At 51.4% G+C, this 14163-nt stretch carries 10 protein-coding genes and 1 tRNA gene; 8 read left to right on the top strand and 3 right to left on the bottom strand.

Annotated elements, in window-relative coordinates; translation table 11 throughout:
• Nucleotides 1-79: 79 nt before the first annotated feature.
• From gloB to ACQUQM_RS04315, 8 genes are all read left to right on the top strand, one after another.
• Nucleotides 80-853: a hydroxyacylglutathione hydrolase gene (gene gloB / locus ACQUQM_RS04350; protein ID WP_432473262.1), complete on the top strand. Its 774-nt coding sequence runs from the start codon at nt 80-82 to the stop codon at nt 851-853.
• A gap of 174 nt (nt 854-1027) precedes the next feature.
• The gene (locus tag ACQUQM_RS04345; protein ID WP_432473261.1) at nt 1028-2602 is read left to right on the top strand and encodes a LysM peptidoglycan-binding domain-containing protein; all 1575 of its coding nucleotides are present in this window, start codon (nt 1028-1030) and stop codon (nt 2600-2602) included.
• An 18-nt stretch (nt 2603-2620) separates the two neighbouring features.
• A complete protein-coding gene (locus tag ACQUQM_RS04340) occupies nt 2621-2869 on the top strand; it encodes a hypothetical protein (protein WP_432473260.1) in 249 nt (82 codons plus the stop codon).
• A 135-nt stretch (nt 2870-3004) separates the two neighbouring features.
• The gene (locus tag ACQUQM_RS04335; protein ID WP_432473259.1) at nt 3005-4813 is read left to right on the top strand and encodes an extracellular solute-binding protein; all 1809 of its coding nucleotides are present in this window, start codon (nt 3005-3007) and stop codon (nt 4811-4813) included.
• A gap of 5 nt (nt 4814-4818) precedes the next feature.
• On the top strand, nt 4819-5925 hold the full coding sequence (locus tag ACQUQM_RS04330) for a microcin C ABC transporter permease YejB (protein WP_432473258.1): 1107 nt from the start codon (nt 4819-4821) through the stop codon (nt 5923-5925).
• Between the two features lies 1 nt (nt 5926).
• On the top strand, nt 5927-6976 hold the full coding sequence (locus tag ACQUQM_RS04325) for an ABC transporter permease (protein WP_432473257.1): 1050 nt from the start codon (nt 5927-5929) through the stop codon (nt 6974-6976).
• Nucleotides 6969-8594: an ABC transporter ATP-binding protein gene (locus tag ACQUQM_RS04320; protein ID WP_432473256.1), complete on the top strand. Its 1626-nt coding sequence runs from the start codon at nt 6969-6971 to the stop codon at nt 8592-8594. The genes ACQUQM_RS04325 and ACQUQM_RS04320 overlap by 8 nt, the downstream gene beginning before the upstream one ends.
• 148 nt (nt 8595-8742) lie before the next feature.
• On the top strand, nt 8743-11280 hold the full coding sequence (locus ACQUQM_RS04315) for a two-component system response regulator (RefSeq protein WP_432473255.1): 2538 nt from the start codon (nt 8743-8745) through the stop codon (nt 11278-11280).
• A 429-nt stretch (nt 11281-11709) separates the two neighbouring features.
• On the opposite strand, the gene ACQUQM_RS04310 is transcribed toward ACQUQM_RS04315, so the two are convergent.
• From ACQUQM_RS04310 to ACQUQM_RS04300, 3 genes are all read right to left on the bottom strand, one after another.
• Nucleotides 11710-13590, bottom strand: coding sequence for a SurA N-terminal domain-containing protein (locus ACQUQM_RS04310; protein ID WP_432473254.1), 1881 nt, complete (start codon nt 13588-13590; stop codon nt 11710-11712).
• Nucleotides 13591-13659: 69 nt separating this feature from the next.
• Nucleotides 13660-13736 (bottom strand) — tRNA-Asp (locus tag ACQUQM_RS04305).
• Between the two features lie 40 nt (nt 13737-13776).
• The gene (locus ACQUQM_RS04300; RefSeq protein WP_432473253.1) at nt 13777-14052 is read right to left on the bottom strand and encodes an HU family DNA-binding protein; all 276 of its coding nucleotides are present in this window, start codon (nt 14050-14052) and stop codon (nt 13777-13779) included.
• Between the last annotated feature and the right edge of the window lie 111 nt (nt 14053-14163).

The following is a 14163-nucleotide window of genomic DNA, read 5'->3' as shown; positions in this document are numbered from 1 at the left end:
GGTATTTGTGTACCACTATTATCTGATTAGGCGGTAGTAGTACGCCCTATTTCAACCGTTTTCAGCTTTGAGGCCCGGCATGTTTAATATTACTGCAATCCCCGCGTTTAACGATAACTATATCTGGGCCATCAGCGTTCCTGGCTGTAAAGATATTGCGGTAGTCGATCCCGGCGATGCGGCAGTAGTTAAGCACTATCTGAAAGCCAACCAGTTAAACCTGAGTGCAATTCTGATTACCCATCACCATCAGGATCACACCGGCGGCGTTAAGCAACTGGCTGCAGACTATGAACTAACCGTGTACGGCCCGGCCAATTCACCCTTTGACGGCATCCAGAAGGTATTAGGTAACGGCGACGCTATAGATCTGTTCGGCCAGAGTTTAACCATTCAGGAAGTACCGGGGCACACTCTCGATCACATCAGCTATTTTCACGCTGCCGCCACGCCGCAACTGTTGTGCGGTGACACCCTGTTTCTGGCAGGTTGCGGCCGCCTGTTCGAAGGCAGTGCAGCACAGATGTTCTCGGCGATGAATTACTTCAAAGCCCTGCCCGACAATACCGAGATCTACTGCACCCACGAATACTCACTGGCTAACCTGGCCTTCGCCGCTGCAGTAGAACCTGACAACGACGCAATCCAGGATAGCATCAGCCACTGTAACAGCCTGCGCCAGCAGCAAACGCCAACCCTCCCCAGCACAATCGGCGCAGAAAAAAAGATCAACCCATTTATGCGCACAGCAGAAGCAAGCGTCCGTCAGGCAGCCGAACTGTTCAGCGGTAGCAAACCAGGTTCAGAAACTGATGTTTTCGCAACTATCCGGGAGTGGAAGAATCAGTTCTGAAATCAGTTTTAAAACCGTAAGTGACGCTATTTCCCATACTACCCGACTTGATAGCGCGACAGTTTTTAACTGATTTAGCATTATTCTACGAACATCTGATGGCGACGGTTGACCCGCCTCCATCAGCCCCATAGAATCCTCGCTTTATTTTATTAAATCAGGGCTTTCGGCTGTATGGGGCTGTTCAATAAATTTGCTGTAATTGTGACTACCGGCTTGCTTGTCAGCGGCTGCCAAAACAACGCACTGGTCAAACAGGAAGCGCCTGAACAAAGCGTAGCTATCACACAACAGAGCAGCAGTAGCAAACCAGCTACCGCGGTACGACATCAGCCAAAGCAAGCCAGCGATCTATGGCAGCTGAGCCGCGATAACTTCGCCCTCAACCTGGATCAGCCGCAACAACGTATCACCAGCCAGCTCAACTGGTATAGCAAACACCCACAATACATGCAGCGGGTTGCCGTACGGGCCGGACGTTATTACCACTACATTCTGGGTGAAGTACTGAAACGCGGCATGCCAGCTGAGATAGCCCTGCTGCCAATCGTAGAAAGCGCTTACGACCCTTTCGCTTATTCCCACGGCCGGGCTGCCGGCCCCTGGCAGTTTATTCCGGGTACAGCGAAGCATTTCGGCCTGAAATCGAGCTGGTGGTATGACGGCCGCAGGGATATCGTCGCCTCCACCGATGCCGCACTGACTTACCTGCAGCAACTCAATAAACGATTTGGTGATTGGGAGCTGGCACTGGCCGCTTACAACTGCGGTGGCGGCAACGTCTCTAAGGCGATACGGCGTAATAAGAAAAAAGGCCTGCCAACGGACTTCTGGTCGCTGGACCTGCCAAAAGAAACCGAAGCCTACGTGCCTAAGTTACTGGCGGTCTCAAAAATGATCCGGGATGCGCAACAACACAATCTGACATTACCTGAACTTGCCAACAAACCGGTATTCGAGATTGTCGAGCTGGACAGCCAGATCGACCTGGCTCAGGCTGCCGACCTGGCAGATATCAGCACTCAGGAGTTATATCAGTTCAACCCAGGGTTCAATCGCTGGGCAACCGATCCTGCAGGCCCTCACCGCTTGCTGATTCCGGTCAGCAGCAGTCAGCAGTTCCGCCGGGAACTGGCTCAGCTTCCGGCAGAAGACCGTGTCAACTGGACCCGTTACAAGATCCGTAGCGGCGATACTATGAGCACCATCGCCCGCCGCTTTGACACAACGACTGAGGTCATCCGCAGCGCCAACAAGATGACCCGAAATAACATCCGGGCGGGCAAATACCTGCTAATCCCTACCGCCAGAAACCAATCCAGTGACTATGTCTTGAGTAAAGCACAACGCTTTAATCGTAAGCAGTCGCAGCTGGCCCAGAGTAACCGCAAAAAGCAGACCTATACCGTACAATCCGGCGATAGCTTCTGGAAAATATCGCGACAGTATAAGGTCAGCGTGCGTCAGTTGGCATCCTGGAATCAGATGGCGCCGGGCGATCCTCTGCGTAGCGGTCAGACACTGGTAATCTGGAAAACAGATAACAGCACAACCTTAAGCCGCAACGACCAGCAGCTGATTCGTAAAGTTGGCTACCAGGTCCGCAGCGGTGATTCTCTGGCGCGTATCGCAGGGAAGTTCCGGGTAACTGTAAAAGACATCAAACGCTGGAATAAGCTCAATGGAGATAAGTACCTGCAGCCCGGGCAACGCCTGACCTTGTATGTGGATGTAACGAATACCCATTGATCAGCAAGGAGAATCTGAATGGACGCCCTGAGCATCGGAATCATACTATTTGCCACAGCAACGGCACTGCTGTTCAAGATAGTGCTATACCGCAAGATCTGTAACTGGATGGATCAGGACCTGCTTAAAGGCCTGGCACAGGGCAACCCGGACAAGCACAAATTTCTCTGCCAGCAACTTGAAGAGATGAAGGCAGAGAAAGTAAAACGTAAGCAGCAGCACGCCCTGCTGACCGATCTGGCGCAACAGTTTGAACAAATGCGCTAATCCGTAATCACAGCTCTTGTACTCATACCTTGTACTAAGCTCCAAGTAGTTAGTACCGAGCACTGGCCATCACCGCAAGTCACTGATATAACTAGTGATGCCCTGATCTATTTGTAGCCTACCGGATATTTACGGATGATTTTCAAACAGCTGACAAGTCACTGCCTCGCCCTGACGCTATTGCTATCAGGTTCACTTTTCACCCCGCTGTACGCCGCCGATAAAGCTCATGGCATCGCCATGCACGGCGATCTCAAGTACGCCCGCGGCTTTACAGCCTTTGACTATGTTAATCCCGACGCCCCCAAAGGCGGCAGCGTCACTCAAGCGGCTATCGGCACCTTTGACAGCTTTAACGGCTTTATTATTAAAGGTACCGCTGCCGATGGTACAGGCCTGATTTATGACTCACTGCTGGGCAGGGCCCAGGATGAGGCGTTTTCGCTGTATGGTTTGCTCGCCGAGTCTCTGGAAGTCGCCGATGATCGCAGCTGGGTAATATTCAACCTGCGCAAAGAGGCCCGCTTCAGCGATGGCCAGCCGGTAACCGCTGAAGATGTTGTATACAGCTTCAAGCTGCTGCGCGAACAGGGCGCTCCTTTTTACCAGGCCTATTACCGTGAAATTCAAAGCATCGAAGCGTTAACGCCACAGCGGGTAAAATTCAACTTCGGTGAGACTGACAACCGGGAGCTGGCACTGACCGTCGGCGAAGTCAGCATTTTGCCAAAGCATTACTGGGAAAGCCGTGATTTTTCGAAACCTTCACTGGATGTCCCGGTCGGCTCCGGGCCGTACCTGATTGGCAGTTTCGATGCCGGACGCCGCATCGCATATCAACGTAATGCTGATTATTGGGGCAAAGACCTTCCAGTCAACCAGGGCCGTAATAACTTCGATCAGCTGATCTACGATTACTACCGTGACGGCACCGTTGCGCTGGAAGCATTTAAGGGCGGAGAATACGATTTCCGCGAGGAAAACTCATCCAAGCGCTGGGCGACCGGTTACAGCGGCGCTGTATTTGATGATGGCAAAATCATCACCCGCACCCTGCAACACGAAAACCCAACCGGCATGCAGGCCTTTATCCTGAACAACCGTAAGCCTTACTTCAGCGATAGCAGAGTACGTCAGGCGCTGGCCTACGCTTTCGACTTTGAATGGACCAACAAGAATATTTTTTACAACGCCTATACCCGTACCCACAGTTATTTCTCCAATTCAGAGATGGCCGCAACTAACCTGCCCGACGCAGCCGAACTGGAAATTCTTGATCCGGTTCGGGATCAGGTGCCAGCCCAGGTTTTTAACGAGGTCTATCGTGCGCCGACCACCAACGGTGACGGCAAAACCCGCACTCAACTACGCAAAGCGTTGCGCCTGCTGAAGAGCGCACACTGGGAACTAAAAGATGGCAAGCTACTTAACCCTGCCGGCGAGCAGATGACCTTTGAAATCCTACTTGTTTCACCCGCCTTTGAACGGGTGGTCGCGCCTTTTACCCGCAACCTGGAACGCATGGGCATCAAACCTTCTATTCGCCTGGTCGATGCCTCGCAGTACATTAACCGTATTCGCAGCTACGACTTCGATATCATTGTCAGCGGCTTTGGCCAGTCCAGCTCACCGGGTAATGAGCAACGCGAATACTGGCATTCCAGCACCGCCGATCAGCCCGGCAGCCGCAATATGATCGGCATTAAGGATCCGGCGGTGGACTATCTGGTAGAACAGCTGATTAAAGCACCGGACCGCAAACAACTGGTGCTGCGCACCCGGGCTTTGGACCGGGTACTGCAGTGGAACCATTATGTAATTCCGCAATACCACATCAACAGCTACCGGATCGCCTACTGGGATAAATTTGATTTCCCGGCAACCCGGCCCCGCTATGCCCTGGGGTTTGATACCTGGTGGTCTAAACCGGGACAGGAGCAGTAACCCCGATGGCCGCCTATATACTGCGCCGACTGCTGCTGATCATCCCTACCCTGCTGGGTATTCTTACCATCAACTTCCTGATCATCCAGGCGGCACCCGGCGGTCCGGTGGAACAAACCATCGCACAACTGCAAGGGCTCGACAGTAGCGCTACCTCCCGCTTCGATGGTACTGCCCAGTCAGATCTCAGCAATACTACTCAAACCTCGGCGACGGACAGCAATGGCAGCACCTATCGTGGCGCCCGCGGACTCGACCCGGCCCTGGTGAAGCAGATTGAGGCGCAGTTCGGTTTCGATAAGCCGGCCCACGAGCGATACTTCCAGATGCTTGGCGATTACCTGATGTTCGATTTCGGTGAAAGCCTGTTCAGTGGCAAAAAAGTCACCGACCTGATTATCGAAAAACTGCCGGTCTCTATCTCGCTCGGCCTCTGGACCACGCTAATCACTTACCTGATCGCAGTCCCCCTCGGCATCAGAAAGGCGGTGCGCGATGGCACATCGTTCGATGTCTGGACCAGTACCGTAGTCATTATCGGCTATGCCATTCCTAACTTTCTGTTTGCCATCCTGCTGATCGTAGTCTTTGCCGGCGGAACTTACTTTGACTGGTTTCCGTTGCGTGGCCTGACCTCCAATAATTTTGACGAGTTAAGCCTGTGGGGCCAGATTAAGGATTACTTCTGGCATATCACCCTGCCGGTACTGGCCTCGGTAATTGGTAGTTTTGCGACCCTGTCGATGCTGACCAAGAACTCATTCCTCGATGAGATCAACAAACAGTACGTAGTCACCGCCAGAGCCAAAGGCCTAACCGAAGGGCAAGTACTGTACGGCCATGTGTTCCGTAACGCCATGCTACTGATTATCGCCGGTATGCCCGCCGCCCTGATCGGAATATTCTTCACCGGCTCCATGCTTATTGAGGTTATTTTCTCGTTAGACGGACTGGGATTGCTGGGCTACGAGGCAGTGATTAAACGCGATTATCCGGTCATCTTTGCCACTTTGTACATCTTTACTCTGATCGGACTGCTGCTGAAACTGATCAGCGACCTGACCTACGTCGCGGTTGACCCCCGCATCGACTTTGAGAGCCGGGAGCACTGAGATGATTGCTATTAAACCTGGCAAAATGAGCCCCATCAACCGCCGCCGGATCGAAAACTTCCGTAATAACCGACGCGGTTTCTGGGCGCTGTGGCTGTTCCTGCTATTGTTTCTGCTAAGCCTGTTTGCCGAACTGATCGCCAACGATAAGCCGCTACTGCTACAGTACCAGAACAACTACTATGTACCGGTATTGATCGATTATAGCGAACTGGAGTTCGGCGGCGAGTTCGATACCCTGGCGGATTATAAAGACCCTTATATAAAAGAACTGATACAGCAAAAAAATGGCTGGATGATCTGGCCTCTGGTGCGCTTTAACTATCGCACGATCAATCAGGAACTACCGGTTCCCGCGCCGTCTCCGCCAAGCACTGAAAACCTGTTAGGGACCGACGACCAGGGCCGCGATGTACTGGCCCGGGTGATCTATGGCTTCAGGGTTTCGGTGTTATTTGCCCTTACTCTCACATTAGCCAGCTCAGTTATCGGTGTCGCGGCAGGCGCCGTACAAGGCTTTTATGGCGGCAAAGTCGACCTGTTTTTTCAGCGTTTTATCGAGATATGGTCGGGCCTTCCGGTACTGTTCCTACTGATTATACTGGCCAGTATTGTTGAACCAAATTTCTGGTGGTTACTGGGTATCATGCTGCTATTTTCATGGATGCAGCTGGTCGATGTGGTCCGTGCCGAGTTTTTGCGCGGCCGCAACCTTGAATACGTTCGTGCCGCCCGCGCACTGGGACTGGGCAACCGACTGATTATGTTCCGCCACATTCTGCCGAACGCGATGGTCGCCACCCTGACCTTTATGCCGTTTATCTTTAACGGCTCACTGGTGACACTGACGGCGCTCGATTTTCTTGGCTTCGGCCTGCCACCGGGCTCAGCCTCACTGGGCGAACTGGTGGCACAGGGTAAAGCTAACCTCCACGCCCCCTGGCTCGGCCTGACGGCGTTTGTTTCTCTTTCGGTTATGCTGACCCTGCTGATATTTATCGGCGAAGCGGTGCGCGATGCCTTTGATCCAAGGAAAGTTCTCAATGACTAAACCAGTATCCGCGCCATTAAGCACACCGCTGGTCGAAGTCAAAGATCTGGCGGTACGATTCGGCCAGAACGATAAAGCCGTCGATGCTGTAAAAGGCGTTAGCTTCACTATCGAAGCCGGCAAGACGCTGGCACTGGTAGGCGAATCAGGTTCAGGTAAGTCGGTTACTGCGATGTCTATCCTGAAACTTCTGCCCTACCCTAAAGCCAGCCACCCCAGCGGAACTATCAAATATAACGGTGAAGACCTGCTGCAAAAAGATGAGCGCCAGATGCGGGCTCTTCGAGGCGATCGTATCAGCGTCATCTTTCAGGAGCCGATGACCTCGCTCAACCCACTGCATACGGTGGAGAAGCAGATCAGCGAGACGCTACTGCTGCACAAAGGCCTGAGCGGCCCCCAGGCCCGCGCACGCACTCTTGAGCTACTCGACCTGTGCGGCATACAGCAACCACAAGAACGGCTAAGAAGCTATCCACACGAACTCTCAGGCGGCCAACGCCAACGGGTGATGATCGCGATGGCACTGGCCAACGATCCGGAGCTGCTGATTGCCGATGAGCCTACCACCGCACTGGATGTCACCATTCAGAATCAGATTCTGGAACTGCTGCAACACCTGCAAAAAAAACTGGGCATGGCGATCTTGCTGATCACCCACGATTTGAATATCGTGCGCCGCTTCAGTCACAAAGTCTGCGTGATGTATCAGGGAGAGATGGTCGAACGGGCAGAGACCGACACGCTCTTCAGCACTCCACAACACCCATATACACATAAGCTACTCGCTGCAGAACCAACCGGCGAACCGGCAACACCACCTCCTGCAACAGAGGCGATCCTCAAAACTGATGATTTGAAAGTATGGTTTCCGATTAAGCGAGGCCTGCTACAACGTACCGTAGATCACATCAAGGCAGTCAATGGTGCCAGCATCGAACTTTATCCCGGCCAAACCCTGGGTGTAGTCGGGGAAAGCGGCTCAGGCAAAACCACCTTAGGTCTCGCCATCCTTCGCCTGCTGCAGAGTGATGGAGGCATCTATTTTAACGGCCTGTCTATCGATCAGCTCGGACAAAAAGAGATCACGCCAATACGCCGCAAAATGCAGATAGTATTCCAGGACCCTTTCGGCAGTTTAAGTCCACGCATGTCGATTGCAGAGTCGATCGGGGAAGGGCTTGAAATACATCAGATCGGTACGTCTGACCAATGGGAACAGATGATCATCGACGTCCTGCAAGAGGTTGGCCTCGATCCGGAAGACAGACATCGGTATCCCCATGAATTCTCCGGAGGCCAGCGCCAGCGCGTCGCCATCGCCCGGGCCCTGATCCTGAAACCGGAACTGATTATCCTCGATGAACCGACTTCGGCACTGGATCGCACAGTCCAGTCCCAGATCATCGACCTGCTGAGAGATCTACAGCGCCGCTACAACCTGGCCTACATCTTTATCAGCCATGATCTGGCAGTGGTAAAAGTGTTGAGCCATGAATTACTCGTCATGCAGCATGGCGATGTGATTGAGCAAGGACCTGCAAAAGAAATATTTAACAAGCCGCAGCAGAAATATACCCGCACCCTGCTCAGCGCTGCCTTTCAGTATCAGTCCTGAAACAGGCACTCAAATTTCCGCCTCAGACAAATTAACCTGAAACAAATAGCTCACAATGGGTATCTCATATGATGAGATTACCAATTATACGTGCTACAGATAGAGCTCCATTGAATTATTCTTACCCTACAGTGAGAAATTGCAGTCAATGAAAAGCACTAATAAGCACAACGGTCAGATCGTTATTGTTGACGATCAGGCAATTAATCTTCGACTACTGTCTGAAATATTGTCGGAAGAAGGCTATAAAGTTCGCTCCACCATTGATGGCGAACAAGCACTGGTATCGATCGGTCTTTGCAGGCCTGATCTGATCCTTCTCGACATTAAAATGCCCGGAATTGATGGTTACGAAGTATGCCGCCGTCTTAAAGCCACCCCTGAAGTAAGAGATATTCCTGTAATATTCATCAGTGCCCTAAATACTTCAGAAGACCGTCTGAAGGGCTTTGAACTCGGTGGCGTAGACTTTATCAGCAAGCCCTTTCAGCGTCAGGAAGTTGTCTCAAGGATCCATACTCACATCACTTTGTACCAGACCCAACGCGAACTAACCGTACAGAAAGCAGACCTTGAAGACCGGGTCCGCGAGCGTACCGCGGAATTACTGGATGCCAACCAGGCATTAAAAGGGGCACAGCGCATCGCCAGCCTGGGCAACTGGGAGTGGAACTTTGCCACCGATCAGGTTAGCTGGTCCGATGAGATGTATCGCATTCTTAACCAGGACCCGCAACGAACTGTGCCCGGCAATAATGCATATATCGACTCCACGCATCCTGAAGATCAAAACCGCTTACGCCAGACAATCGTAGAAAGTCGCGACAACCTGCAGCCCTTTTCAATTGAGCACCGCATTCTTCAGATTGATGGCAGTATACGCTACCTGCATACACTGGGTGAGATCGTGGTTGATAAATCTCACCAAGCGACCCATATGTGCGGCACTATTCAGGATATCACCGAACAAAGGCAAACCCAGGAGAAACTGGAACAGGCAAACACCGTATTCGAAAGCACAGCTGAAGGTATTATCATAACCGATGCCAAACAGCATATTATCTCTGTTAACCCGGCTTTTTCTGAAATCACCGGTTTTAAGCGCCATGAAGCGATTGGCCAGAACCTGGATTTTCGTCACAGCATTCAACATAAGCCAAGCTTCTACCAAACCATTAACCAGGCACTACTGAAAGAAGGTCTCTGGCGCGGCGAAATGTGGAATACCTGCAAAGATAAAACAGTCAATCCTGAGCTGGTGGCTATCACTGCTATACGCAACCCTCAAGGAGAGCTGACCAACTATATTATGGTTTTATCCGATATTTCATCGCTGAAGAAATCAGAAGAGCAGCTTGAATACCTGGCGCACCATGACCCACTGACCGACCTGGCAAACCGACTCTTACTCAATGATCGACTAGAACATGGCATCGCCACCGCAGCACGCCAGAACAACTCGCTGGCTTTGCTATTCATCGACCTGGATCGCTTCAAAGATATCAACGACAGCTTTGGCCATACCTTTGGCGACAGCATTCTGAAGTTAGTGGCCTCCAGACTGAAAAACGAACTTCGCACTACCGATACTGTGGCCCGCCTGGGGGGCGATGAATTTATTATTCTGGCGGAAAACATTCAGGATCAGAGCGAAATAATCACCCTTTCACAAAAAATTCTGTCGATATTCATCGAGCCCTTTGCCCCTAATAACAATGAAATTTTCGTCGGCGCCAGCATCGGCATCAGCGTCTACCCGGATGATGGTGATTGCGCGGCAACCCTGATCAGAAACGCCGATACCGCGATGTACCAGGCGAAAAACGCCGGCCGAAACACCTTCCGTTTTTATACCAGTGAGCTCACCGCAGCAGCCACCGACCGTCTGCAAATGGAAACAGCTCTGCGCAGAGCGATTACCAATAACGAACTCAGTTTGCATTTCCAACCTATTGTCGATCCATCAAGCGGCAAGACAGAGCATCTGGAAGCCCTGCTACGCTGGCATAACAAAGAACTTGGGAATGTCACTCCAGACCGCTTCATCCCCCTTGCCGAAGCCACTTCACTCATCATTCCGATCGGAGAATGGGTACTGCGCAACGCCTGCCAGGAGATGCAAAAACTCCTGCAACTTGGCTACCCCCTGAATAAGGTATCGGTCAATATATCCAGCTTACAGATTCAACGCTGCGATCTGCCAAAACTAGTTGCCGAAATTTTGCAGGAAACCGGACTTAATCCGCACCATCTTGATCTCGAGATCACGGAAAGCGTGCTGATGGATGAACCGGAAAAAGTCCTGCTTGCACTTAATCAGATACGAAGCCTTGGCGTGACGCTGACCATCGATGATTTTGGCACTGGCTACTCCTCGCTGAGCTATCTCAAACGCTTTCCAATTAATACGGTGAAAATTGACCAGTCATTTGTCAGGGATATCCCCCACGACCCGAACGATGAAGCCATCGCACGGGCAATTATCGCCCTGGCACAAAGCCTGCAACTGGGAATCGTAGCCGAAGGAGTAGAGACCGACGCGCAACGCAGCTTCCTGATTAAAGAGAATTGTGAGCGGGCGCAGGGGTTTTACTACAGCCGACCACTACCCCCTGAGCGGCTGATAGACTACCTGGATGCTAAACAAAAAACAGAGAATGAAATTCAGCCCTGCACGCAACAGTAACCCTCATCATCTCGAACAAAACCAGATAATTTCAGCTGGCTTTATTGTTTAGTGTTCAGCACCCTTTTCGGGAAAGGTTTAAATACAAAACTACCACGCCCGCCCTGAACGCCATCGTTTGACCCATTGCGAAACGGCATGGGCCGCCATGGCACCAGCATGAGCACAGAGCACAGAGCACAACAGCAGAAAAGCTGCGTGCAGATTATGAAAATATATTTTCATTTAGCCCATCTGGTCACAGACAACATGACTAAACATGTGCCAGCTTTTATGCCAAGGCACCAGTTTAATATCCACTAATTGGGCATAAAAAAACCTGAATCCTTATTATTACGCGTTAGTAATAACAGGTATTCAGGTTTTTATTGCACGATCATAAAGCCATAGACGTAATCGTCGGCCCGGCTATCAATTTAGCTCTTTCGCTTATAACCTTTCGATCTCAGCAAGCGCTTTGCGCGCATCAGTCATCGCCTGATAGTCAAACTGCCCCGAGCGCTGACCCAGAACCGACTGCATCGCCTTGCGCTCTTCATCGGTCAGCGATGCCAGATCAGGGCCTGCAACAGCTGTTACAGCTACAATAGCCTTACTACCGTCTGACATAGTGATACTGGTATAACTCGCAGCTGAAGCAGGCTGAGGCAGCTTAAATGAGGCTTGCAGCACTTCAAACGGCAGATCACGCGATGCACGACCGACTTTTTCCGCTACAACCCACTCAATACCTTTCACCGCAGTACGTTCTGCGCCCTGCTGCAGATCTGCCAGCAAACCATCAAGCTCCTGCTGTAACGCCTCACCAGCGCGATCAGTCGTCAACTGAGCAGTAATCTGTTCAGCGACCTCATCCTGGGTTTGCTGACGGGGACGAATGTGCTCTTTAACACGCAGCACCAGAGTACGTCCGGAATCCAGCTCTATCGGGTTACTGTTCACGCCTTCGCGGATCAACTCTTCATTGAAAGCGGTACGCAACACTCTCTGATTACTGGTCAACTCATCGCTTCCACCCTGACGCCCAAACGCCTCTGTGGTAAGAATTTCCAGACCCAGCTCTTCAGAAGGCTCTTGCAGATCGCCTGCAGAGAAAGTCAGATCAGCCAACTGTTCGAGCTTCTCAACGTAAAGCTGCTCAACTTTATTGTCTAACTGCTCAGCAATAAGCTGATCTTTAACATCATCAAACTTTGGTGGTTCTGAACTCTGAATATCGGTCAGCTTAATCAGGTGATAACCAAACTCGGTTCTTACCGGCTGCGATACCTCGTCTTTGGCCAGCGAATAAACCGCCTGCTCAAAAGGCCCGTCCAACATACCTTGCGTATAGACCCCCAGATCACCACCGCTTTGAGCAGAACCAGGATCATCAGACTCAACCTTAGCAAGCTCAGAAAAATCTGATCCGGCAGCTAACTTGTCTGCCAAAACCTGCGCCTTTGCCAGGGCGGCCTCATCGCTCACATCATCAGATACTTCGATCATGATATGCGCAACGGAGCGCTCTTCGTCTGCGGTAAACGCAGCCAGACGCTGATCAAACTGGCTTTGCAGCTCAGCATCATCGACCGAAACGCCCTTCAGCAGATCTGCCTTATTCAGCAGCAGGTATTCAACAACAACTTGCTCCTGAGTCATAAATTCATTCAGGCGTGAGTCGTAATAAGCGGTCAGCTCATCTGCGCTCAACTCAACACTGCTTTTATAATCTTCAAGAGCTACCTGCAGGTAAGCGATATCGCGGGTCTGGCGATCCAGCTCAATAACCCGATCAGTTTCACCAGCCAGGGAAAAAGCAGACAGCATATAACCGGCACGTTCCTGCTCCAGCAGTTTTTCTTTGCGCAGCAATTCTTTGTACATCAGCGGGCTATAACCAGCGTTACGCAATACAGCCTGGTATTGATCGCGATTAAATCGACCGTCTACCTGAAAATCCGGAGTACTGATAATCATCTGATCAAGTTGTTGATCCGAGATTGTCATACCTTGATTTTCCGCAGACTGTAACAGTATCTCCTGCTGAATCAGATTATCCAGAGTCGCTTTACGGATCAGATTATCATCCAGTAGCGTAGGATCGGCATTCTCACCCATCTGTGACAGCAACTGACGTCGTTGTAAGTCGGCCCCTTGCAGTACATCACGCTCACTGATTTCGACGCCATTAACAGTCGCCGGGGCATTTGATCCTCCGGTCAGACTGACCAGGGATTCCACACCAAACAGCGCAAAAGTGACAGCGATCAGGCCGACGATAATTTTAGCGACGATCCCCTTGGAGTTATCTCGGATATTCTGAAGCATGATGCCTGTTGGCCTCTATGGTTTGTACAGATAAAAAAAAGCGCATCCTATCAGAATGCGCCTTTGTGTTGGCGGAACGGACGGGACTCGAACCCGCGACCCCCTGCGTGACAGGCAGGTATTCTAACCAACTGAACTACCGCTCCTTTGCCAGGCGATCCTTACGGATCAGGCGCTAGCAGTGTATTACTTATTTACAGAGTCTTTCAGAGCCTTACCAGGCTTGAAAGTAGGCAGAGTCGCCGCAGCGATCTGGATTGGCTGACCAGTCTGTGGGTTACGACCAGTACGTGCAGCACGCTCTTTAACGCCGAAAGTACCAAAGCCCACCAGAGCAACGGAATCGCCATTTTGCAGAGCGCCAGAGATTGATTCCAGTGTAGCGTCCAGTGCACGACCAGCAGCTGCTTTTGGAATGTCCGCAGAAGCTGCGATTGCGTCGATCAGTTCAGATTTATTCACATTGTTCCCCTTATATGAATCGTTTTTATATATTCTGTTGTCCATGCCCAGCAAGGTTGTCGGACAATTTATACCAAGCAGCTAAATCAGGTGTCAAGCGGGTTTCAGCCA

Origin of the sequence: Amphritea sp. HPY, from assembly GCF_050870985.1 — a bacterium.
GTDB lineage: Bacteria > Pseudomonadota > Gammaproteobacteria > Pseudomonadales > Balneatricaceae > Amphritea.
Note: the sequence above shows the minus strand (reverse complement) of the source record. Positions and strands in the feature narration are given on the sequence as shown.

Excerpts from the sequence above, each read along its gene's own strand:
- ACQUQM_RS04330 (WP_432473258.1), top strand. The coding sequence starts at position 4,819 with ATGGCCGCCTATATACTGCGCCGACTGCTGCTGATCATCCCTACCCTG.
- ACQUQM_RS04345 (WP_432473261.1), top strand. The coding sequence starts at position 1,028 with ATGGGGCTGTTCAATAAATTTGCTGTAATTGTGACTACCGGCTTGCTT.
- ACQUQM_RS04335 (WP_432473259.1), top strand. The coding sequence starts at position 3,005 with ATGATTTTCAAACAGCTGACAAGTCACTGCCTCGCCCTGACGCTATTG.
- ACQUQM_RS04310 (WP_432473254.1), bottom strand. The coding sequence starts at position 13,590 with ATGCTTCAGAATATCCGAGATAACTCCAAGGGGATCGTCGCTAAAATT.
- ACQUQM_RS04320 (WP_432473256.1), top strand. The coding sequence starts at position 6,969 with ATGACTAAACCAGTATCCGCGCCATTAAGCACACCGCTGGTCGAAGTC.
- ACQUQM_RS04325 (WP_432473257.1), top strand. The coding sequence starts at position 5,927 with ATGATTGCTATTAAACCTGGCAAAATGAGCCCCATCAACCGCCGCCGG.
- gloB (WP_432473262.1), top strand. The coding sequence starts at position 80 with ATGTTTAATATTACTGCAATCCCCGCGTTTAACGATAACTATATCTGG.
- ACQUQM_RS04315 (WP_432473255.1), top strand. The coding sequence starts at position 8,743 with ATGAAAAGCACTAATAAGCACAACGGTCAGATCGTTATTGTTGACGAT.
- ACQUQM_RS04340 (WP_432473260.1), top strand. The coding sequence starts at position 2,621 with ATGGACGCCCTGAGCATCGGAATCATACTATTTGCCACAGCAACGGCA.